This window comes from Mesorhizobium sp. P3_A8 (assembly GCF_056402995.1).
Map to the genome: position 1 here is coordinate 87613 of NZ_JBFUGI010000001.1, position 22629 is coordinate 110241.

18 protein-coding genes are annotated in these 22629 nt (G+C 63.2%); 7 read left to right on the forward strand and 11 right to left on the reverse strand.

What is annotated here, in order from left to right; translation table 11 throughout:
* The first annotated feature begins 6 nt into the window (after positions 1 to 6).
* The 4 genes from AC1DX4_RS00420 to AC1DX4_RS00435 are packed head-to-tail and all read left to right on the forward strand — an operon-like array spanning position 7 to position 5271.
* The gene (locus AC1DX4_RS00420) at positions 7 to 486 is read left to right on the forward strand and encodes a lasso peptide biosynthesis B2 protein (protein ID WP_477218443.1); all 480 of its coding nucleotides are present in this window, start codon (positions 7 to 9) and stop codon (positions 484 to 486) included.
* On the forward strand, positions 483 to 2405 hold the full coding sequence (locus tag AC1DX4_RS00425; protein ID WP_477218444.1) for a lasso peptide isopeptide bond-forming cyclase: 1923 nt from the start codon (positions 483 to 485) through the stop codon (positions 2403 to 2405). The genes AC1DX4_RS00420 and AC1DX4_RS00425 overlap by 4 nt, the downstream gene beginning before the upstream one ends.
* On the forward strand, positions 2402 to 3418 hold the full coding sequence (locus tag AC1DX4_RS00430; RefSeq protein WP_477218445.1) for a phosphoenolpyruvate carboxykinase (ATP): 1017 nt from the start codon (positions 2402 to 2404) through the stop codon (positions 3416 to 3418). The genes AC1DX4_RS00425 and AC1DX4_RS00430 overlap by 4 nt, the downstream gene beginning before the upstream one ends.
* An 8-nt stretch (positions 3419 to 3426) precedes the next feature.
* Positions 3427 to 5271: an ABC transporter ATP-binding protein gene (locus AC1DX4_RS00435; protein WP_477218446.1), complete on the forward strand. Its 1845-nt coding sequence runs from the start codon at positions 3427 to 3429 to the stop codon at positions 5269 to 5271.
* A gap of 24 nt (positions 5272 to 5295) precedes the next feature.
* On the opposite strand, the gene AC1DX4_RS00440 is transcribed toward AC1DX4_RS00435, so the two are convergent.
* On the reverse strand, positions 5296 to 5571 hold the full coding sequence (locus AC1DX4_RS00440; RefSeq protein WP_477218447.1) for an exopolysaccharide production repressor exox: 276 nt from the start codon (positions 5569 to 5571) through the stop codon (positions 5296 to 5298).
* Positions 5572 to 6171: 600 nt separating this feature from the next.
* On the opposite strand from AC1DX4_RS00440, the gene AC1DX4_RS00445 reads away from it, so the two are divergent.
* Together AC1DX4_RS00445 and AC1DX4_RS00450 are read left to right on the forward strand one after the other, a co-directional pair.
* Complete coding sequence (locus AC1DX4_RS00445) at positions 6172 to 6849, forward strand: sugar transferase (protein WP_477218448.1); 678 nt, start codon at positions 6172 to 6174, stop codon at positions 6847 to 6849.
* A gap of 84 nt (positions 6850 to 6933) precedes the next feature.
* The gene (locus tag AC1DX4_RS00450; RefSeq protein WP_477218449.1) at positions 6934 to 8193 is read left to right on the forward strand and encodes a polysaccharide biosynthesis/export family protein; all 1260 of its coding nucleotides are present in this window, start codon (positions 6934 to 6936) and stop codon (positions 8191 to 8193) included.
* Positions 8194 to 8388: 195 nt separating this feature from the next.
* On the opposite strand, the gene AC1DX4_RS00455 is transcribed toward AC1DX4_RS00450, so the two are convergent.
* The 5 genes from AC1DX4_RS00455 to AC1DX4_RS00475 form a co-directional block, all read right to left on the reverse strand.
* Complete coding sequence (locus tag AC1DX4_RS00455) at positions 8389 to 9702, reverse strand: O-antigen ligase family protein (protein WP_477218450.1); 1314 nt, start codon at positions 9700 to 9702, stop codon at positions 8389 to 8391.
* A 186-nt stretch (positions 9703 to 9888) separates the two neighbouring features.
* Positions 9889 to 11979 (reverse strand): ABC transporter permease, encoded by a 2091-nt coding sequence (locus AC1DX4_RS00460; protein ID WP_477218451.1) that lies wholly within the window; start codon positions 11977 to 11979, stop codon positions 9889 to 9891.
* Positions 11976 to 13037, reverse strand: coding sequence for a quaternary amine ABC transporter ATP-binding protein (locus AC1DX4_RS00465; protein WP_477218452.1), 1062 nt, complete (start codon positions 13035 to 13037; stop codon positions 11976 to 11978). Before AC1DX4_RS00465 ends, AC1DX4_RS00460 begins: the two co-directional genes overlap by 4 nt.
* A 111-nt stretch (positions 13038 to 13148) precedes the next feature.
* Positions 13149 to 14087, reverse strand: coding sequence for an ABC transporter substrate-binding protein (locus tag AC1DX4_RS00470; RefSeq protein WP_477218453.1), 939 nt, complete (start codon positions 14085 to 14087; stop codon positions 13149 to 13151).
* Positions 14088 to 14202: 115 nt separating this feature from the next.
* Positions 14203 to 15240 (reverse strand): alcohol dehydrogenase catalytic domain-containing protein, encoded by a 1038-nt coding sequence (locus AC1DX4_RS00475; protein ID WP_477218454.1) that lies wholly within the window; start codon positions 15238 to 15240, stop codon positions 14203 to 14205.
* A 111-nt stretch (positions 15241 to 15351) separates the two neighbouring features.
* Between AC1DX4_RS00475 and betI the strand changes: the two genes are divergently transcribed.
* The gene (gene betI / locus AC1DX4_RS00480; RefSeq protein ID WP_477218455.1) at positions 15352 to 15990 is read left to right on the forward strand and encodes a transcriptional regulator BetI; all 639 of its coding nucleotides are present in this window, start codon (positions 15352 to 15354) and stop codon (positions 15988 to 15990) included.
* Positions 15991 to 16049: 59 nt separating this feature from the next.
* Here the strand turns inward: betI and AC1DX4_RS00485 are convergent, their stop codons facing one another.
* Genes AC1DX4_RS00485 through AC1DX4_RS00505 form a run of 5 tightly spaced genes read right to left on the reverse strand, consistent with a single transcriptional unit; the run spans position 16050 to position 22517 of the window.
* Complete coding sequence (locus AC1DX4_RS00485) at positions 16050 to 16877, reverse strand: SDR family NAD(P)-dependent oxidoreductase (protein WP_477218456.1); 828 nt, start codon at positions 16875 to 16877, stop codon at positions 16050 to 16052.
* Between the two features lie 27 nt (positions 16878 to 16904).
* Entirely contained in the window at positions 16905 to 17675 is a 771-nt protein-coding gene (locus tag AC1DX4_RS00490) for a glucose 1-dehydrogenase (protein WP_477218457.1), read from the reverse strand.
* A 13-nt stretch (positions 17676 to 17688) separates the two neighbouring features.
* On the reverse strand, positions 17689 to 18174 hold the full coding sequence (locus tag AC1DX4_RS00495) for an acetone carboxylase subunit gamma (RefSeq protein WP_477218458.1): 486 nt from the start codon (positions 18172 to 18174) through the stop codon (positions 17689 to 17691).
* Positions 18171 to 20375, reverse strand: coding sequence for a hydantoinase B/oxoprolinase family protein (locus tag AC1DX4_RS00500; protein WP_477218459.1), 2205 nt, complete (start codon positions 20373 to 20375; stop codon positions 18171 to 18173). The genes AC1DX4_RS00495 and AC1DX4_RS00500 overlap by 4 nt, the downstream gene beginning before the upstream one ends.
* 12 nt (positions 20376 to 20387) lie before the next feature.
* On the reverse strand, positions 20388 to 22517 hold the full coding sequence (locus AC1DX4_RS00505) for a hydantoinase/oxoprolinase family protein (protein WP_477219085.1): 2130 nt from the start codon (positions 22515 to 22517) through the stop codon (positions 20388 to 20390).
* Positions 22518 to 22629 lie beyond the last annotated feature (112 nt).

A 22629-nucleotide genomic window follows, 5' to 3' on the forward strand; every position in this document is an offset into this window, starting at 1 on the left:
AAGGCCATGATCTCACGGCAAAGACCTGCGACGGACCAAAGACCGCGGCCAGCGAAACGCCGGCCTGGCCGGAGCCTGGCCAGGGTTCTGTCGCTGAGCGGCTGGGAAGCGCTTTTCCTCTGCCATTGCCTGCTGGTGGTCGCTTCCATCCGGCTGGGGTTGACATTTTTCTCCTACAATCGCGTTCGCGGCATGGTGACCCGGCTCAACGCCCACCAGTGCGCCAGCATGGGCGAGCTGCGGCTCGTCGCCTGGGGAGTCGCCGCGGCTGCGCGGTTCGTGCCGCGCGCCTCTTGCCTTACCCAGGCGCTTTCGGGCCAATACATTCTCGCGCGTCAGGGCAATGCCTCCAACATCCGCATCGGCATCGAACGCGGCACGGGTGAGCAGTTGAAGGCGCATGCGTGGCTGGTCAGCGACAACCATGTCGTGCTTGGCGGCTCCGTCGATGGCTTCGCGCATCTGGTCGACCACGGCAGCCAATGAGCGGCGTGGCCGGAATCCTGCTGCGACAGGGACCCGCTGCGACGGACGCGGCGACCGACATCCAGCAGATGCTGGCCCGCATGCGCCATCGCGGCCCGGACGGAAATTCGTGGTGGCTGGATAGCGGGATTGCGCTTGGCCACGCCTGGCTCAACACCACGGACGAAGCCGGCCCCGGCCCGCTGACCATGGCCGGCGGCAAACTCGCCATCACCGCCGACTGCCGGCTGGACAATCGCGACGAGCTGATGGCGCGGCTCGGCATACGTGACAGATCGGTTGCGGACGCGACATTGCTGATGCGGGCCTATCTGCGCTGGGGCGAAGCCAGCCCCGTGCATCTGCAGGGTGATTTCGCCTTTGCCATCTGGGATGCCGAGCGGCAGCTGTTGTTCTGTGCGCGCGACCATTTCGGGGTCAAGCCATTCTACTACCACGCCGCGGACCGGCGTTTTGCCTTTGCCTCCGAGATCGGGCCGATGCTTGGCCTGGACGGCGTCGGTGCACGCATCAGCGAGCACCGCATTTCGGGCTTCCTGGCCGGGCTTCCCGACGACCCGCAATCCACGCCTTACAGCGATATCTTCAGCCTGCCGGCGCGTCACAGCCTCACCGTCACCGCGCAACAGGTGGTGCTGCGCCGATACTGGCAGATCGAGCCGTCGGCGCGACCGCTGCGGTCGGATGCGGCGGAGGAATTCGCCCATCTGTTTTCGCAATCGGTGCGCAACCGCATGCGCGGAAGTCAGTCGATCGGCGCGATGCTGAGCGGCGGCCTCGATTCCTCCTCGATCGCCTGTGTCGCCGCCTTGCAGAACGCCGCCGAGCGGAAGCCGAAGCTGCCGACCTTCTCGCTGATTTTCGAGAAGGGCTCGTCGATGGACGAGCGGCCCTTCATCGATGCCGTGCTCGATCAGCACAAGACCGATCCGACGCTGATCCCCGTCGGCAATTATGCGCCCTTTGCTGAATTCGAACGGGTGCTGGAGGAACAGGAAGGTACCTTCCTGGCGCCAGGCCTGACGCTGACCCGCGGCATCTACCGGACGGCGGGCGCCAAGGGCATCAAGGTGCTGCTCGACGGCCATGGCGGCGACGAGGTCGTTTCACCGGGCCATGGCCATTTGCACGAGCTTGCCAATGGCGGCAGGTGGCTGGACCTTTGGCGCGAGGTCCGCAGCGCCTCCAACACCTATGGCGACAGCACGTTTGGCCTCTATTTCCAATTCCTGACCCTTTACGGGCCGGCCTGGCGGATAGCCAAGGCGAGACAGATGGCGAATAGGGTTCTCAACCGGATACGCAAGCCCGCGCAAACACAGCGTGGCCGCAGCTGGCGCGACCTGATCAATCCGGACCTGGCTAGGCGGACCGAACTCATCGACCGCTTCCACCGGGCCGGCTACATGCCGCCCGGCGTCCAGGCCAGCGACGCGCTCAGCCATCGCTGGATCCTGTCCAACGGCTACGTGCCGCATTCTTTCGAGGTGCTCGACAAGGCGGCTGCCAATTTCGGCGTCGAGCCGCGTTATCCCTTCTGGGACAAGCCGCTGGTCGAATTCTGCCTGGCGCTGCCGGGCGAGGAGAAACTCAGCCACGGCTTTGGCCGCTACGTGTTGCGCCGCGCCATGGAGGGAATTCTGCCGGCGGCGGTCCAGTGGCGACGCACCAAGATCGATTTCACCGCCAATCTCGTCAACGGCATGGTGCGCAACCACCGCGACCTCCTGGAGCAATTGCTTGTTTCAGACGCCGGCCGCATCGCGCCCTATGTCAACCTGCCACAAGTGAGTGCCGCCTATGCACGGCTGCTGCGCCAGCCCGATCAGGCAGCACCCCTCGATGTCCAGTACGTCTGGCGCTCGGCCTCGCTGTCGCTGTGGCTGCGGCAGGTCCAGCACAGCGGGAGCCCCGCATGATGTCGCGCAACCAGCCGCTCGCCCCATATCTTGGTGATCCTCCTTACCATGGCGTGACGGTGCGGGAGCGACGTTACTACCGGACCTATGGCCTGACCATCGCATCCGACGTGGCGTTGCCGGAGCTGGAACCGGCGGAGCCGGGGGCGGCGGATATCCTGATCGCCATCGGCACGATCGACATGCCGAAGCCTTCGCCCGAGGCCGCGACGATCTTCCGCTTCGAGCCGGACCGGCAATATCTGGCATGGCATGCCGTCGGCGCCTTCCTGATCAGCGATGTCAGACGCATCGACATCGAGCCGGCGCCCGGCGTCGACGACGCGCTGCTTGCCTTCCCGCTGCTGGGACCGGTGTTGGCGCTGCTGCTGCACCGGCGTGGCCTGCTCGTCCTGCACGCCAGCGCCATGGCGGTGGCCGGCAATGGCGCCATCTTCATGGGCGACAAGGGCGCCGGCAAATCGACGACGGCAAGCGCGCTGATCCGCGCCGGTCATGAATTGCTCACCGACGATGTCGTGGCGCTCGACTTCACCAAACCGGATGCGCCGATGATCGTTCCGGGGTTTCCCCAGATCAAGCTTGCCGCCGACGCAGCGGCCGCGATCTCTCTGGGCCAAGCGGAGGTGCGGCCGCAAGTGCATCCGGCGATCGAGAAGATGCAGCATCGCCTGCACGGCGCCTTCTCCGGCGGCACAGTGCCGGCGACCAGGGTCTATGTCCTCGAGCGCGGCCAAAGGGCCGCGATCACGGCCTTGCCCGGCATCGCCGCTTTGCCGGCCATCATCAAATTCTCCTACGTGACGCGTTTCGGCCGCGCGGCGCTGACTGGCGACTTCGCGGCGCTGCATTTTCGCCAATGTTCAGCAATCGCTAACCATGTCGGCGTGTTCCGGCTGGAAGTTCCAACCGGCCTCGACAGGATTGGCGAGGCCGTGGAACTGATCGAAACCGATCTGGCGGCCCAGGATTCGGCCGCCAGGGGCCTGGCGGCTGGCCGTCGGCCGCGGTGAGGGCAAACATGTCGAAGTCCTCAATCCTCCGCCTGTCGCTGTTTCGCGATGTCGCCGCGTTGGGCGCCGTCATCGCTCAAATCGGCGGGCGGCGGACCTGGACGGCGCTGCTGTTCCTGATCCTCGGCAGCCTGACGGAAGGCATCTCGATCCTGCTGCTTGTGCCGCTGCTGCATCTGGTCGGACGCGCCGACCAGGATTTCGCGGTGCGGTTGCCGAACAATGATCTCGTGCGCTGGCTGGTGCCTGACGGAACGCTGCAACTGACGACGGTGCTGTGCGCGCTGGTCGGGCTCGTTGCCGTGCAGGCCGCGTTCAACCGCTTCAAGTCGGTCTACATGGCCAGGCTTCTGTTCGATTTCATCAACCGCTTGCGCATGAACCTGTTCGAGAGCATCGGCAAGGCGCGCTGGGGCGTATTCTCGCGCATGCGCAGCTCGGATCTCGACCATGCCCTGACCGGCGACATCGATCGCGTTCAGGGCGCCGCCTTCTCGCTGCTGATGCTGGTGCAGATATCAGTGCTTTTGGTGGGCTATCTCACGATCTCGATGTTCATCTCGCCGGTCATGACGGCGTTTGCGATTGTCATCGGCATCGTGATGTTCATAGCGCTGCAGCCGTTTCGGGCGCGCGCCACCGCCTTTGGGCGTGTCCTGACCAGTAATCGCCAGGATCAGTACCGGACGGTCTCGGAATTCCTCGGCGGCATCAAGGTGGCCAAGAGCCTGAATGTCGAGGCCAGCTATTTCGCGCAATTGCAGACGACGCTGGAAAAGATGAAGGCCGACAACATCGATTATGTCAGCAACAGCTCCATCGGCACCGCGGTATTCCAGGTGGCGAGCGTCGTCGGCTTGAGCCTGTTCATCTATGTAGCGCTGGTCCGCTTCAACCTGTCGCTGGCCGAGATTGTCGTGCTGCTGCTGGTTTTCATGCGCATCGCGCCGCGCTTCATGGACATGCAGACGCAGGCCCAGCAAGTGCTGATCAACCTGCCCGCCTATACGGCCATGCGCAGCCTGCAGGCCCGTTTCGATGCCGAGCGCGAACCGGGCCATGCCGACGCTGGGGATGCCGAAAAACTGTCGCTCGATACCGGGCTGAACATTCGCGGTGTCTCCTTTGGCTACGACGACGGCACCGGCAAGGCAGTGGTGAGCGATATCACCTTCGGGCTTCCGGCCGGCAAGGTCACCGCCCTTATCGGCCCCTCCGGATCGGGCAAGAGCACCATCGCCGACATGCTGCTCGGCCTGCTCGAGCCGACTGCCGGCAAGATCCTCGTCGACGGCGTCGAGATCGATGCCGGCAATCGCCGGCGCTGGCGTGATCAGGTGGCCTATGTGCCCCAGGACGTGTTCCTGCTGCATGACACGATCTCGGCGAACCTGCGTCTGGCCGCGCCACGGGCCAGCGACGACGAGTTGTGGACCGCATTGCGCGCCGCGCATGCCGGCGAATTCGTCGAACGGCTCGATCAGCGGCTCGACACGATCGTCGGCGATCGCGGCGTGCGCCTCTCAGGCGGCGAGCGTCAGCGCATCGCGCTGGCACGCGCGCTGTTGCGCAAGCCGTCACTGCTCATCCTCGACGAGGCGACCAGCGCGCTCGACTGGCAGAACCAGTCGCTGATCGCCAGGTCGATCGACGGATTGCGCGGCGCGATGACCATCCTGACCATCGCGCACCGGCCATCGATGATCGCCTTCGCCGACTGGGTGGTGGCGATGGAAGACGGCCGTGTCGTGGAGGTCGGACAGTATCAGCGGTTGAAGGCGAAGCCGGCGAGCCGGCTGTCCAGGATGCTGTCGGGAGAGCAATCGGAAACCGAACCCGCCAATGTGGCCTGAGGTCAGATCCTTTGGGACGAAGACCTAGTGCAGGCTGCGCCGGGCATTACCCAGCTTCTCGCCTTCGGCCACGTCGGGCGAGCTCAGCTTTCTCTCAGCTTCGCGCTGCCTGTCGGCCGGCGTCGGTGCGCTCCGGGCGATCATGGCATAGACGAGGACGAAGTAGCCGGCCTGGATGACCACGGCGCAGATGATGACGCGCAGCAGCGTCGTGCCTAGCGAAGCGCCGCCAAGCCAGGACCAGGCGACGACGATCGCAAGAGCGAAAACCATCCCGACGATGAATTTTGGAAGTGACATACCCAACAGCCCATAAACCGGCTCGGGTTATATCCAACGATAGCCCCACCCGAGCGCCGTCCCTTGTTTCGCGGGCTTGTAAGAATGCCCGCTATCGACCGGTTGCTTCCGGCCTTTCAACCTGTCGCCACTCTGACAGGTATAATTTGCAATTCTATTAAGGCGAGCAGAGGGCGGCAAGGGCAACCGCACATATTTTTGATTGAGCTTACGCGATCGACTCTGCCATGCTGCGACGCACACTACCGCAATTCACTCAACCTGAAGCCGTCGCGCTTTTTCAGTACAATTTACAATATTAGGTAGTATTTTATGTTAATAGTCGCGAATCTCGCACCTTTCTAAAGCACTAATATGTACCATTCCGGACCGCTGAGAACGGCTGCCCAAAAATCGCCCCAAAAAGATCCTTATTTTTTTCCACTTGCCCATTTATTGTCACAAATGTGCTAAACATCTCGAAAAATGTGCATCGCTAGCTTATTATTTAGTCAATTCATGACGCGACTATTTCAATGGCCTGGGAAATTGTGTGTTGCGCTGCAGCATTTTTTTGGTATCGTTGTGGTGAACCATTCGTTCAACGCATGGAGTTTCCGCATGAGGGATATCGCCAAGTCGGCCACGGCGGACTTTTCGCAGCCTGACACCGACTTTCCGCCGCCGATCGGCGGCCTCATCAAGCGCAGCTTCGATATTGCCGGTTCACTGGCTGGTCTGCTCGCTCTCAGCCCGCTGTTCGTCATGATAGCGCTGCTGGTCAAATTTTCCGACGGTGGATCGATTTTCTACGGTCATCGGCGAATCGGTCGCGGCGGACGGATCTTTCCGTGCCTGAAATTCCGCACCATGGTTCCGGACGGCGACAAGGTGCTGGCCGCCTATCTCGCCACCAATCCGGACGCCAACGCGGAATGGATAGCGACACGTAAGCTGAAGAACGATCCGCGCGTCACCCGTGTCGGCGCGGTGTTGCGCAAGCTCAGCCTTGACGAGCTGCCACAGATCATCAACATCCTGCAGGGCGATATGAGCCTTGTCGGGCCTCGCCCGGTGGTGCGCGATGAGCTGGAAATCTACGGCAGCGCTGCCGTGTATTATCTGAAGTCGCGGCCTGGCCTGACCGGGTTGTGGCAGGTCAGCGGCCGCAACGACGTCTCCTACGACAGCCGCGTCGCCTTCGATCGCCACTATGTCGAGAACTGGTCGCTGTTCGGCGACGTTCGCATCATCATCAAGACCGTGCCAGCCGTCTGGATGTCACGCGGCTCTTACTGACCGGCCGCCGGCACCAGGCATCCGGCGGCAAGCTCATCGGGCGATGGGGCTAAAACGGATCGGAATGTTCAGTTGAAAACAGACATGTTCGAAGCCTTTGGCAGCGGCCGCTTTTCCGGCCGCTCTCGGCTCATGGCCTCATGCCTTGCGGTGTCGCTCGCTTTTCTTCCCCAGCTCGCCATATCAGGCGAATACCAGCTCGGCTCGCAGGACAAGCTCACCGTCCGCATCGCCGAATGGCAGACCGTCGAAGGCACGTTCCGTGACTGGTCGGCGGTGAACGGTGAATACACGGTTGGCCCCAGCGGAACGCTGTCGGTGCCTTTCGTCGGCGAGCTGCCGGCGGCCGGCAAGACCACGGCGGAGGTCGCGGCGGCGATCAGCGAAGGGTTGCAGCACAAGCTCGCTTTGTCGGACAAGCCCGAAGCCTCGGTCGAGATGGCGCAGTTCCGGCCCTTCTATATTTCGGGCGAAGTACAGAACCCCGGCCAGTTTCCCTATGTGCCCGATCTGACGGTGCTGAAGGCGATCAGCGTCGCCGGCGGGATCAGGCGCAACACTGATTACGGCCCCCAGTTCGGCAAGGACCTGGTCACCGCCAAGGGCAATTTCGATATCTCCGACGACCAGCGCGTCCGGTTGATCGTCAGGCGCTCCCGCATCGATGCCGATCTGGCCGGCAAGACGAGCTTCGAGGCGCCGCAGGAGGTCGAGGGCGACCCGAGGCTGCCGACCATCGTCGCCGACGAGATGACGATCCTGACGGCGGACCAGAAGGCGCTGAAGCTGAAGCTCGAGGCGCTCGACGACCTCAAAGGTGTCCTGCAGGCCGAAATCGAATCGCTGCAGAAGAAGATCGTCAACCAGCAGAAGCAGGTCGACCTGGCGCAGCAACAGCTCGCCAGCATCGGTCCGCTGGCGCAGAAAGGCCTGATCGCCAATTCGCGGCTCCTGGATTCGCAACAGTCCGTCACCGACCTGCAAGGCAAGATCCTGGACTATGAGACTGCCATCCTCACTGCCAAGCAGTCGATCAGCAAGGCGACGCAGGACGCCATCGATGCCCAGAACACCTTGAGCTCGACCCTCGCCGCCGCCCGTCAGCAGACCGAAGCCGACCTGAACGAGGCCGCGCTGAAGGTGAACATGCAGAAGGGCCTGATCGCCCAGGCCAGCGATCCCTCGACAACAGCCGCCATCACCAACGACCAGCAGCCCACCCTGCTCTATGCGCTGGTGCGCAATGTCGACGGCAAGACCAGCGAAATCGCCGCCAAGGAAGACACGCCGGTGCTGCCTGGCGACGTGATCAAGGTCAAGCTGGCGCCGCTCGCCAGCCAGTAGGCCTCGGACTTCGGCGCGATCCAGCGCTTCGATCCATAACGCAGAGAATTCCAACCTCCGTCAGGCCTTGCCTGGCGGAGGTTTTGCTATGTGCGATTTGAGGCCGTGAAACGATAAAGCACGCCGCTTCGAAGGAATTCACGCGAATATCGTTGCCCCAAAGCCGCTATGCGCCTTTGGGCGACATGCATGGGTTCACGACGGATCGGCGATGGCCGGACGGCCGGCATGCCGGGGCCAGGCCGGCTCGCCCCTTGCGGCATCCGCCGGGTCGAAGGCCGGCGACCAGCGCGTGCGGGTGACGGGCAGCCGCGCCAGCTTGAAGTAGCTGAAATACATCAGGAAGGAGCCCATGATGTAGGGGTTCAGGATCTCGACTTCGACGAAGGAGCGGATGAGCAGCAGCACCATCACGCCGAACAGAACCACCGATTCGGCCTGCCATGCCCTGAAGATCACCGTCGAGACGTGGCCGTAGAGCGTGCGCAGCATGATCAGCGATATCATCGCCGTGCCGGTGAAGCCGAGTTCGACAAGCGCCTCGACATAGGTGTTGTGGAAATGGAAGCCGGTGCGGGTGGAGATGTAGAATTCGTTCCACAGCCGCTCGGCCTCGGCGAAACCCTGCACCCAATAGGCGGCATAGCCGACGCCAAGGATCGGCGAGCGCTGCGCGGCGTTCCAGCCCTGCTCCCACAGATAGGTCCGCCCGGTGAGCGTCGAATCCTTGCCGAAGAGGCCAAGCACGAAGTCCATGAGCCCGAGATTGAGGGCGACAAAGGCCACCACGACAATCAGGCCGGCGCCGACGACGAAGATCACCCGGCGATAGCGCCGCGACAAAAGCTTGGTCATGGCAAGAAGTGCAATCAGCGCCAGCACCGCCGGTATCGAGGCCATCGAGGTGGCGGAGTGCGAGACGACCAGCACATAGGCCGACAACAGCACGACAGGCACGGTCAGGATGAAGCTCAGCCGGCCACGCCGCAGGAAAGCGAGGAACACCACGGAGAAATAGATGCCGAGCGAGCCGACGAAGCCGATCTGGTTCTTGGAGGCAAAGGCGCCGACGAAATTGTAGGTGCCGTCGAGGACGTCCTCGGAATAGGCCCCGACCTTGAGCGAATAGACGAGGACGAAGAATATCCCGATCAGCGCGCCCAGCGTCAGGGTCCGCACGCTGACGGCGCGCGCCGCGACATAGGCGCAGGCAATGTGGGAAAGGTACTGGACCGCCGTTCTGGCGGTGACGCCTGGGGCCTGCGACCAGAAGACCGAGAAGAAGATATAGGCCGCGAACAGTAGTGGCAGCCAGGCGCTGGACATCTGCCGCAGGAAGCGCCGGTAGTCGACCAGGATGAGCGGAAGCCAGACGGCATAGTAGGCCAGGATCAGCACCTGGCCGAAAATGACGGAATAGGAGAACGCCCAGATCGAGACGGCCACGGCAAAGGCGCCATAGACCGAGTTCTTCTCCGGATCGACCAGCAGGGACTTTGGAATTTTCATCTCAGGGTCCCGTCGACGCGACCCAAGACGCGCAAGCCAGGCAGGCCGCAAGCCGGCTGGCATATCCGCAAACAGGGGCGTGCAATAAACGGCATCTCCATTGTGCAGTGCAATATAACCTATCGCACCGCATGCTCAATGGCAAATCCGGTCACCTTGTCTTACACCGGCGCGAAGGGCGAGAGATCAGCCGGTAGCCCGCGCCGCCACGGCCGCCTGGATCAGGCGGTCGGCGAGGATCGCCAGAAAGGCGATCGACAGGCCCGCGATCAGGCCCATGCCGGCATCGGCCTTGCCCAGTGCGACATAGACCGCCTGTCCGAGATCGCGTGTGCCTACCAAAGCGGCGATGGCAAGCATGGACAGTGCCGCCATGATGGTCTGGTTGAGGCCCAGCATCACCACCGGCAGCGCCAGCGGCAGCTTGGCCTGAAACAGCGTCTGCGCCGGTGTCGCGCCCATCTGTTCGACCGCCTCGACGATATCGGCGCGCACATGCCGTAAGCCGTGCTCGACATAGCGGATCGGCGGCACGATCGCGTAGAGCATGATGGCGATCAGCGCGGTGAACTCGCCGACCTTGAAGAACATCAGCGCCGGGATCAGGAAGACGAATTGCGGCATAGTTTGCAGCGCATCGCAGACCGACCTGAGGACGCGCGAGGCGCGTTCACTGTAAGCCGCCCAGACGCCGAGCGCGCCGCCGATCACCAGACAAAGCAGCACCGCCAGCGTGCAGAGGTAGAGCGACTGGATCAGCGCACCCCACAGACCGTTAAAGAGGATCAGCAGGAAACCCGCCGCGGCAAACAGCGCGAGCCGCAGGCCGGCGACCTGGAAGGCGAGCAAGGCAATGCCAAGGATGAACACCGGCCAGGGGAAACCGAGAAAGCCGGTGTAAAGCAAGGTACCGGCGACCAGCAGCGCGAGTGCCGGTCGCCAGCCAAAGCGATGCAGCAGCAAAGTGCAGCCAAGCAGGACCGCGACGGCATAGGCCGCATTCGCGGTCGGCGACAGCGAAAAACCCCAGATGGCGGGAACGGCGGCGCCCGATATGCCAATCCTGAGCGGCAGCAGCAGGCAATACAGCACGCCGTTGCGCAGGCCGTCGAAGAACCAGGCGTAGTCGCGCACGAGGCCAAGCAGCCATTGATTGATGCCGCCGACCTGCATGCGCAGCCCGCTCGCCGGCAGCCATGTCTCATCCGGCCATATCAAGCGGATGGCTATCGCCAGCATGGCTGCGAGCAGCAAGGCCATGACGAGCCGGCGGCCGGTCATCCAGGCCATGGCCGCCGTCGGTCCGGCCGGACGCTCCTTGGCGAAGCCGATGGTCAGCCGGTCGATGAGGATGGCAAGCAGCGCGATCACGAGGCCCGACAGGATGCTCTGACCGAACTCGGCCTTGCGCATCGACGACAGCACCTCCCAGCCGATATCCTCGAAGCCGCCGATGATGGCGGCGACGATCACCATCGACAGCGCCGCCATCGTTGTCTGGTTGAAGCCGACAAGGATTTGCGGCAGCGCGGTCGGCACTTCGACGTGCCAGAACTGCTGGCGTCGCGTGCATCCGCTCATCAAGCCGGCCTCGCCGATGTCGGAGGGCACGCGGTCGAGGCCGAGCATGGTGTTGCGCACCATTGGCGGCGTCGCATAGATGGCGCTGGCGATCAGCCCGACCACTGGGCCGAAGCCGAACAGCAGAAGCAACGGAATGAGATAGGCGAAGGCCGGCACGGTCTGCATCAGGTCCAGCGCGCCGAGCAGCGCCGGGCGCAGGCGCGGACTGCCGTGACCGAGCACGCCAAGCGCGAAGCCGAGCCCGGTGGAGATCGGCACGGCGAGCAGCACCAGCGACAGCGTGCTCATGCTTTGCGGCCAATAGCCGGCAAGCAGGATGTAGCCGAGCGCAAGCAGCGCGAAGGCCGCCAGCCGAATGCCGCTCGATTTCAGCGCCAGCGCCGCCATCGCCAGCATCACCGCCGGCCATGGCAGCCAGACCAGAACCAGGCGGGCGCCGCGCATCGGCGCGTCGAGGACAGCGGACAAAGCGCGAAATGCCGGCTGGACGACGGTCACGACGGCGTCGGTGGCCGCGTTGATGGCCGGCGCGAGCGGCAAGGTCCACTCCTTCGGGAACGTCACCAGCCAGGGGAAATCGATCTTCAGGACAAGACACAATGCGGTCAGAACGATGAACGCGCACCAAGGCAGAAGCGCCGGCTCGATCACCACCCTCGGCGAGGACCGGAACGATGCCGCCGGCGCGGTCACGAGCGCGTGCGCCTTTTCTGTTCGCGCTCCAGCACGGCCAGCACGGAACCGGCGGTCAACAGGGTCGGCGGTGCGGCGCCCTCACCCGCAACGCGGAACGCGCGAACACCAGCCGCCAGGCGCGGGATGAGTTCCTCCAGGCTGGTGTCGGCGGCGATGGTCTCCTCGGGCGCGGCCGTTGCCTCCAGCGGCGTCGCCAGATCACCGGCCGTGATGACGCGCAGCAGCGGCATGTCCTCGGTGAACTGCGCGACATAGTCGTCGGCAGGGTTGAGCACGATGTCGGCCGGGCGGCCGATCTGGACGATCTTGCCGGCGCGCATGATGGCGAGCCGGTCGGCCAGGCGGAAGGCCTCGGCCATGTCATGGGTAATGAAGACGATGGTCTTCTTCAGCTTCCTTTGCAGCCGCAGGAATTCGTCCTGCATCTGCCGGCGGATCAGTGGATCGAGCGCCGAGAATGGCTCGTCGAGGAACCACAGTTCCGGCCCGACGGCGAGCGAGCGGGCAATGCCGACGCGCTGCTGCTGACCGCCGGAAAGCTGATGCGGAAAGGAGGTTTCGCGGCCTTCCAGCCCGACCAACGCGATCATCTCGCGGGCACGGGCTTCGCGCTCCTTCACCGGCTTGCCCTGGATTTTCAGCGGGAAGGCCACATTGCCCAGGATGGTGAGATGCGGCAGCAGGCCGAAATTCTGGAACACCATGCCCATGGCATGGCGGCGCAGCTCGATGAGTTCCTTGCCGCTGGCCTTCAGCAGATCCTGGCCGTCGAGCAGGATTTCGCCGGCGCTCGGCTCGACCAGCCGTGACAGGCAGCGCACCAGCGTCGACTTGCCGGAACCGGAGAGCCCCATGATGACGAAGATCTCGCCTGTCGCGACTTCGAAGGTGGCATCGACCACGGCCGGCAGATGCGCCTCCGCGCGCAGCCGTTCGGCCAGCACGTCCGGCTCGATGACGTAGCCACGGGAATCGAAATAACAGGCGGGACGCCGCCCATAGACCTTCCACACATTGCGGCAGGCGAGCTTGATCGAGGGCGCGGCGGCATTCATCGCTTCAGGCCCTCACACGAGCCGAACCCGGCTCCGCAAAACGCGGAGCCAGGTCGGCAGATCGGCCACCGCACGGGCGAGGAGACATGACGTTTGTCACTTGGCCGCTTGTCACTTGGCCGCGTCGACCCAGGGCTTCCAGACGGCCTCGTTCTTGTCGACCCATTCCTTGACGACGGCATCGAGATCCTTGCCTTGCTTGTCGACGGCCAGCATCAGCTTCTGCTGTTCGGTGGCGTCCATCTTGAACGTCTTGAGCAAGGCATAGGCCGCCGGCCATTTGGCACCGAAGCCGGACCAGACGATCTTGTCGACATCGGGCGGCGTGATGCAGTGGTCGTTGCTCTGGACCTTGCAGGGCGGCATGGTGATCCAGCCGACATCGTTTTCGGCGAGCGCGTAGTGCGGACCCCAGAACATCATGACCAATGGCGACTTGGCGGCCTCGGATGCCTCGAGTTCAGCGACCAGCGCGCCTTCCGATCCGGCCGGCACGGCGGTGTATTGCATGGTGTTGTCGGCGAGAATGGTCGCCGCGCGCGAACCCCAGTCAGCGGGATAGTCGAGGAAGCGGCCGTTGGGCGCGGTCTCCGGCGTCGACAGCGCCTGGATGCATTCGGGCTTGTTGAGCGCATTCCAATCCGGCAGGCCAGGGCAGACCTTCTCCATGAACTTCGGATAAATCCAGCCTTCGCGGGTCTTGAGGTCAAGTTTGCCGACGTCCTCGATCTGCTTGGCGGCAAGCGTCTTGGGATAGATGTCGCCGACATTGTTCATCCAGACTTCAACCGAGGCACTCAGCGTGCCGTCGGCAAGGCCGGAGAATTGCGGGAAGTTGCCGGCGGTGACGTATTCGACCTTGTAGCCGAGCTTTTCCAGCAATTGGCCGGCGATATGGGTGGAGACATGCGCGCCGGTCCATTCCAACATGGCGAGCTTGATCGGCTCGTCCTTGGCGCCGAGATCGGCGCTCAGGCCCGGCGTCGTGGCGGCCAGCACCAGCGCCAGGCCAATTCCGGCATTCCTCAATCTGTTCCTTGAATTCGGCATGATCATTCCCCTGTTTTTGGATGTTATGGTTCGAGCTGAATTTCATCCTTGATGGCGAGACTGCCGCTAGCCTCTTCCCACAGCCACTCCGCTGGCTGCAGGCATTTCCGGTCGACTACCTCGTGAAGTCTATGACGAACCTGCCTTTCGACTGGCCTCTTTCAAGCGTGGCGAGCGCGTCCGAGACCTGGTCCAGTCTGATGGTCTCGACGGTGGTTTCGAGCGGCTGTCTGGCGTGCATGGCGACCAGTTCACGCATTTCCTGTCTTGTGCCGACGCTGGTGCCGGTGATGACGACGCCGGTGGCTGTCAGCCATTCCTGAATGAGCGGCACTGGCTGGAACACCATGGCGGCGGCAATGATCCTGCCGCGCGGGCGGACGCCCGCGACCATGGCGTCCCAAGTCGCGGTGGTCGGCGCGAAGTTGATGCAGGCGTGATATTTTTTGGCCCTCGCCGCTAGCATCGACGGCAGGCCGCTGTCGGCGATCTCGGCTTCAGCCGCGCCATAGCGGCGCGCGATTTCCAGCTTCGCCGGATCGCGATCGACCGCGAGCACCTTGACGCCGAGCCGGCTGGCGATTTGCACCGCATAGAGGCCAAGCCCGCCGCAGCCGAAGACGATGGCGCTCTCGCCCGGCTTCAACCCGGCCCGCTTCACCGCGCCATAGGCGGTGATGCCGGCGCACATCACCGGGGCAGTGGTCACCGGGTCGATGGTCTCTGGCAGTGCCACCGCGAAACTGGCGTCGCAGACGACATACTCGGCAAAGGCGCCGGGAACATTCAGACCATGCGCGCGATGGTGCTGGCAGAAGGATTCGTCGCCATCCAGACATTCGTCGCAATGGCGGCAGGTGTCGTGGATCCAGGGCACGCCTGCCCGATCACTCAACGCCCAGCCGCTCACGCCTTCGCCGATCGCCTCGACGCGGCCGACGCCCTCATGGCCCATGACGAAGGGAGACGGCGCATGCGGCGGGATGCTCTCGCCGCGCCAGATATGCACATCGGTGTGGCAGACGCCGCAGGCCTGCAGCCGCACCAGGATCTGGCCTGGACCGGCGACAGGGCGAGGCACGCTGGTGATATCGAGCGGCTCACCATAACCGCCGAGGACCGCGGCCCGCATCGTTTGAGTGTGCGACGTCATCGATAATCCGCCCGGCCAATGCTTGCCTTTGCAGCCTAAGCCTGCAAAAATTATATGACAATAGAAAAATTTGTTAGAGCGTACAAAAATTTCGTCGGATATACGAAACCCATGGCGACCAGGACTAAGAAACAAAGGACCCGTATCGAGGACATCAGGCGCGTCGAGCTGATCGAGGCGGCGCATCGCATCTTCCTGCGCGATGGCCTGAAAGGCTTGACGACCACCCGCATCTGCCACGAAGCCGGCATGTCGCAAGGCATCCTGACCTATTATTTCAAGGACAAGGACCAGGTGCTGTTCGAGATGGTGCGATACGCCAACCGGGTTCTCATGGATGCCGTCGTCATCAATCTGCGTCAGGCGGAAACACGGTGGGATCGCCTGACGGCGATCGTCGATGGCAATTTTCCGGAGGAGAAGTTCGAGCGCAACACCGCCAACGCCTGGGTTTCCTTCTACGCGGAAGCCGCCCACAACCCGCGCTATGCCCAGCTGCAGGATCTTTTCTACAAGCGCCTGCGGTCGAACATCGGTTCGGCGCTGTCGCCGCTTTGTCCGAAGAGCGAGATCGACCACTTCGTGCGCGGCTTTGCCGCCATGCTCGACGGCTTCTGGCTGCGGCGCGGCCATTCCGACGAAAACATCTCGCATCTGGAGGCGAGAGCGCTGCTCATTGAATATTCGGAAAAGATGCTTGGCGCGGGCATGGTGTCGAAACTGAAAAGGCTTCAGCTGCAGGCGGCGTAACGTTCTCGAATGCGTCGCCGGCGGCGAGCGGTTGTAAGCGCTCCTAGCCGGCGCGGGTTTCACCATAAGGCTCCGCCGGTGATCTGAATATTTTCCATCGTGATGCCCTTGGCCAGATCCGAGCAGAGGAAGACCGCAAGGGCTGCGATCTCTTCGGGCTGCAGCATGCGCCCCTGGGGATTGCCCTTCCTGAATTCGTCCATCACCGCCTCGGCGCTGCGCCCCTTGCCTTCGCGCTCGACGACCTGCGCCACGTTGCGGCGCATCAGTTCGGTCTCGACCCAGGTCGGGCTGATCATGACGCAGGTAACGCCATGTGCGGCACCCTCCAGCGCCACGCAGCGGGTGAGACCGAGCAGACCGGCCTTGGAGGCGCAATAGGCCGGGTTGTCTTTCCAGCCGACGGAGGCGGCTGTCGAGCCGATGTTGACGATGCGGCCCCAGCCACGCTCGATCATGCCCGGCAGCACCGCACGCGTTGCGCGGAAGGCGCCGGTGAGATTGGTGTCGACGATCTTGTCCCACAGCGCGTCGGAGTGACCGCAGACCGGTTGCTCGGCGGTGGTGCCGGCGGCGTTGACCAGGATGTCGGCCGGCCCGATGGCCGCTCCAGCTTCCGCCGCAAAACGGTTGGTGACCTCGCTGTCGCGGACATCGAGATGAGCGGCATGAACCCTGGTGCCATGGACCGACAAGGCCGAGCGTACGCGCTCGATCTCGTCGGCGCCGGGGTAGTAGGCGGCATCGGATTTATCGGCGCCGGCAGGCGCGATGTAGGAGCCGACGGCGACATTGGCGCCGGCCTGCGCCAGGGCGGTGGCGATAGCGAAGCCCATGCCGGAAAACCCGCCGGTGACGATCGCGCTGCGGCCGGAAAGGTTTGTCATCAGGCGTATTCTCCGCAGGTTTGAAATTCAGACGGCAAGGTAGCCTCCATCGACGACCATTTCGGAGCCGGTGACGAATTTGGATTCATCCGAGGCGAGGTAGAGGACCATGTAGGCGATGTCGTTGGGCTCGCCGAGGAACCCTATGGGGTGGCGGGAAAGTGCCTTGGCCTTTTCCTGCTCGAGCTTACCGAGGTCGCGCAGATAGTTCTCGGTCTGCGGCGTCCAGATATAACCGGGATGGATGGAGTTGCAGCGGATGCCGTAGCGCTTTTCAGCGCAGTGCACCGCGACCGCCTTGGTCAGCGTGCGCACACCGCCCTTGGAGGCACAGTAGGCGGCAAGGTCGGCTTCGCCGATGATGCCGTCGATCGACGACAAATTGATGATCGAGCCGCCGCCCGATTGCTTCATCAAGGCGATGCCCTGCTGGCAGCCGAAGAACACGCCGTCGAGATTGACGGCCATGGTGCGCCGCCATTCCTCGAGAGAGGTGTCCTCGATGTTTTTGGCAATGGCGATGCCGGCATTGTTGACCAGCACGTCGAGTCGTCCGAATTTTTGCTCGACCGCCGCCATTACCGGCGACCAGTCGTCGGGATTCGAAACGTCGTGACGAAGTGAGAGGCTTTCGCCGCCGTCTTGAGTAATCAACTCGGCCGTCTCGCGGGCAGCCGTCTCATCGATGTCGCTGACGACGACCTTTGCCCCCTCGGCCGCCAGCAGCAACGCAGCCGCCCGCCCGAGGCCCATGCCGGCCCCGGTGACGAGCGCTACCTTGCCTGCGACGCGGTTCACAAGATCAATGTCCTTACAGCGGTTTGCCTAGCCATTCGCGATAGAAGCCTTCGAGGTCGGGTTCGAAATCATGCACCAGGGGATAGCCGGGGGCTGCCGCTTCGACCTCGTGCATGGTGCCGCATTGCGGGCAGATGAATTCGCGGATCTCCATCCACTGCGGATCGGGAATGTCGCTGTTCGGGTAGATCTCGCGCAACGCTTCCTCGGTGTTGCGCACGTTGATCGCGGCCTTGAGCTTCCAGTTCTTGCGGTAGTCGCCGAAGGAATGGCCGCATTCGCAGCGGGTGATCCGCTCATCGCCGCTCTGGCAGATGAACAGGTGGTCCGAGACCGGCAACAGGATCGGGTCCTTCCAGGAGACGCGATCCTGGTAGACGGCGACCATCTTGAAGAAGCGGTCATCGTCCTTGTAGGCGCTCATGATGCGCCGCGTCTGCGGCCAGGGCAGCTGGCCGGCGGCCAGATCGGCAAGGATTTCCTTGCTGTACGAGGTCATGGCTTTGCTCCCGGCATGAAGATCGATTTGGCATCGACGTTCCAGAAATCGCTGAAATCCCTGGTGAAGCGCGAGGAAAGCTTGATCGCGCTGGCGTACATTTTCTTCACCTCGGGGGCGAAGTCGGCCTTCTCGACGCGGCCACGCTCGGCGGCGATCCAGTCCGAAACGGGGATCGCTTTGGCCAGCCGCTGCTTGCGCATGGCGGCGCGGCGTTCGACCGTCGCGTCGATATCGGCAACCGGATAGCCGTCAGCGTCGTCCTTCAGAATGATGCCGAATATCTGGTCGGCCGCCTGGCGGGTGAGGAACCCGTTCTCGACATCCCAGGCCGTCTTGATCGGATCGCGCTCCAGCACGTCGCCATAACCACCGCCACCATTGTAGGAATGGCTGAAGATGTCGCCGGATTTGTGCGGCGAAGTGATGTAGGGACCCTCGACCACGACATGATCGCCGCCGATGTTCTTCTCGTAATCCGAGACATGCGGGTCGATGCCGGGCGCATGCGCCAGTGGTTCGCCTTTTGCCGCCAGTTCGTGGATGTTGGAGTTGCGCACGGCGCGATGCTTCTGGCAGGTCGGCGCGGGATAGCCGCCGCACATGCCGCCATTGTCGAACACTCTGGAAGAATGCTCCGAGGTGTGGAGCCGCAGATGCGAGGTCTTGTTGATCAGCCAGGTCGAGACGAAGGAACAGCCGCCGCGATATTTGCCGGCGCCGCCCGAATTGGGAACGATCGAGCGGCCGATATAGACCATCGGCATCGACTGTTCCCAGACCTCGATGTTGCCCATGTCGGATTCCGGATTCCAGCCGACATAGGCGGTGTCGAGACCGTCGGCGATGGCCAGCGCGCCGGAGCCGGCAGCAGCGCATTCGAAATGCGCCATGCCGAACGGCGTGCCGTACTGGCTTTCGCCACCCATCTCGATCATCGGGCTGTTGACCTGGCCGACAAAAGCTTCCTCGACGAAACCTCGGGCGACGAAACCGCGTGACAGCAACCGCTGGAACACGCCATAGGCCGGCAGCAGCAGCGCCCATGAGGTGGCGGTGGCGACCATCTCGTTGTCAGGGTTGGTCCAGGTGCCATGCGGCAGTTTCAGCTCGGTCGCCATCCAGGCGCCGTCATTGACCAGCCCTTCGAAATTCATGTGCTGGGTTAAGGTGACGAACATGCCGCCATCCATACCGGCCGGCGTGCAGTTCATCGAATGGTAGCCCCAGGGCTGCGTGCCCTCGAAGTCCATGGTGATCTTGCCGTCGGTGGTGATCTCCATCTCGATCGGGATGTTGTAGAGCCAGTCGGGATCGCCAAGCAGCTGGAAGCCGGGTTTTCCCGCGGTGACGTGGCCGTAGAAAGTGTGGCCGCGGTAGATGCCGGGCACGGTAAGCTGGCGGGTGCGGGCGAGTTGGGCGCGGCGGCCCTCCTCGATGAACTCCTTCGACACCTTCATCCAGTAGTCGAGGCCGATCTCGGAGATCAGCTGCTTGACGCTTTCGCGCATGTCGATGCAGGAGGCGACCTTGGCCTTCTCGTCGAGCACCCAGTAGATCGGCATGCGCAGATTGCGCTCGCAGCGGATGACATAGTCGCGGCGGATCTCGTCGTTCTCGCCGATCTTCTCGGCGCAGACGAACAGGCCTTCGGTGAAGCGCTCCTGGGCCAGACAGACGTCGCCGCCCGGCGTGATGCCGCCAGCCTCCAGTTCGTGGCAGACGGCACCGGCCCAGCCGACCAGAGTGCCCTCGTGGAAGATCGGCACCACGTCCATGACGTCGGGCACCTGAACGGTGCCGATAAAGGCATCGTTGTTGGCGAAGATATCGCCTTCGCGGATCTTCGGGTTTTCCTCGTAATTGTTCTTGATCATCCATTTAATGAAGCGGCTCATCGTGTGGACATGCACCATGATGCCGTTGGACAGCGCGATGGCGTCACCCTCGGGCGTGTAGATGGCGACCACCATCTCGCCGACCTCGCGCACGCCCGGCGAGGCCGAGATGCGGCGGGCCATTTCACGGGCCGAGACGCAATAGGCGCGCAGCTTGGTGTGCAGCGTCTCGAATTTCAGCGGATCCTGGTTGCGCAGCGTGAGCTCGGTGATGCCGTCATAGCAGCCGGTCTCTTCCATCAGCCGCTCGGAATCGAGCAGTCTTTCGCGAAGGCGCAGGGCCGAAGCAGGTTTGTCCAACATGGCGGTGCCCTCTCAAGCGTGGGTGTAGTGCAGCAGCGTCCATTCATCGACATGGACACGGTCCTGTGGATGAACGACGAGCGTGGTGGCGGGATGTTCGATGATGGCTGGCCCGATCACTTCATGGCCGGGCTGCAGGAGATCCATCTCGTAGAGGTTGGCCTTGTGCCAGCGCCCGCCAATATAGGCCTCGCGCACGCCCTTGTGGGCGGCTGCCGGATCGGACTTCCCGAGCGATCGCTTGAGCAGCACCGGCTTGACCTTGTCGGCGGTGGCGATCAACCCGAGTTCGGTGATAGTGAAGCCGGCCTCGCCATAGCGCGACACCCGGTGGTTGACCTTGGCGTAGACCGCCTCGAACTCGTCGATAACCCTGCGCATGTCGTCGGCCGAATTGACCTCGGCGATCGGCGCCATGACTTCGACATCCTCGAGCTGGCCGGTGTAGCGCATCATCAGGAACGGCACCGTCTTGATCTTGTCGCGGGCGTGGCCGTCGGTGATCATCTCGTCGACTGCGGCCTTGGTCAGGTCGTTCCAGACTGTGGTGACCTTTTTGCCGAAGGCGAGCAGTTCATCATCGCTGGCACGAGCGCCGATGTCGTGCTGCGTCGACACCGAATGGCGGCGCATGAAATCGGCCGTGGTGCAACCGAAGGCCGAGAAGGCGGCGGCGAACTGGAAGGTGATGATGTCCTTGAAGCCGATGCCCCTGGAACAGCCGGCCAGATGCAGGGGGCCGGAGCCGCCATAGGATAGCAGCGTGAATTCCGAGGGGTGGATGCCCTGGCCGGAGATGACGCGGCGCAATGCGTTGTTGGCGTCGGCCTCCAGCATGTCGATCATGCCTTCGGCGGCCTCCTCAACCCCAACGCCAAGGATGCTGGAGCACTTTTCCTCGAACGCCTTGCGCGCCTTTTCGACCTGCAGGATGACTTTGCCGCCGAGGAAATAATATGGATTGAGGCGGCCGAGGATGGCGTCGCAATCGGCGATGGTGGGCTCGGTGCCGCCCTTGGCGAAGCAGATCGGGCCGGGATCGGAGCCGGCGCTTTCCGGTCCGAGCGAGACCTTCTTGGTCAGCGGGTCGACCTTGAGGATCATACCGGCGCCGGCGCCGATCGTGTCGAGATGCAGCGTCGGTACGTTGAGCTTGAAGCGATCCATCAGCGGCTCGTTCTCGATCCGCGTCTGGCCACGCGAGATGACGCCCATGTCGAAGGAGGTTCCGCCCATATCCGAGCAGATCAGCGAGTCGTTGCCGATCAGCTTGCCAACATAGGCAGCTCCGAGGATGCCGCCGATCGGGCCGGAGATCATGGTTTCGTGCAGGCGCGGATGGTTGATCGAGGTCAGGCCGCCGAAGGAGAGCAGCGTCTGCACGCCATATTTGAAGCCGTATTTCTTCGAGACGTCCTCGATGCCCCTAAGCTGCTTGCGGCCGCGCGAGGTGGCATAGGCCTCGATCAGCACCGAGTTCAGCCGCGACTGTTCGCGGATGACCGGGCGGACCTCGTGGCTGGTGTAGACGAGGATGTCGGCCCCGGCCTTTGCGATCTCCTCGCGGCAGATCTCGGCAATGCGCTTCTCGTGCACCGGATTGACGTGCGAGAAGATCGTCATGATGCAGATCGCCTCGACCTTGTCGGCGATCAGTTTTTTCGCGGCAGTCGCGACTTCATGTTCATAGAGGGGCAGCACGATGTCGCCGAACTGGTCGATGCGCTCGGTGACACCATGGGTGCGGCGGCGCGGCACCAGCGGATCGGGATGGTGATGGGTCACCGCATGCAGCCGGTCGGCATAGGAATAGTCGGCCCAGGCCTGCAGGCCCCGGCCCATCAGGATCATGTCTTCCAGGCCCTTGGTGGTGATCAGGCCGAGGCGGCGGCCGGTGCGCGACAGCAACGTGTTGAGCATGCCGGTGCCGGAATAGAGCACGACGTTGACGCCGGAAAACAGCGACTCCAGCGAAATGCCCCAGGCATCGGCCGCGTCTTCGGCAGACGCCAGGAAGCCCTCGGCCTCGTTCTTCGGCGTGGTCGCCGACTTGCCAATTTTGAAGTGGCCGTCCTGATCGACAAGGATGGTGTCGGTCATGGTGCCGCCGGCGTCGATACCGATGACGATCGGATTGCCAATTATCGGGGCAGAGGGATTGGGTTGGGTCACGGTCGCCTCGGTATCTGGTCTAGGATGAAGCTAGGCTAGATTCGAGAGGCGGCCTCGCGCCATATGCCTAAAGACACAATGA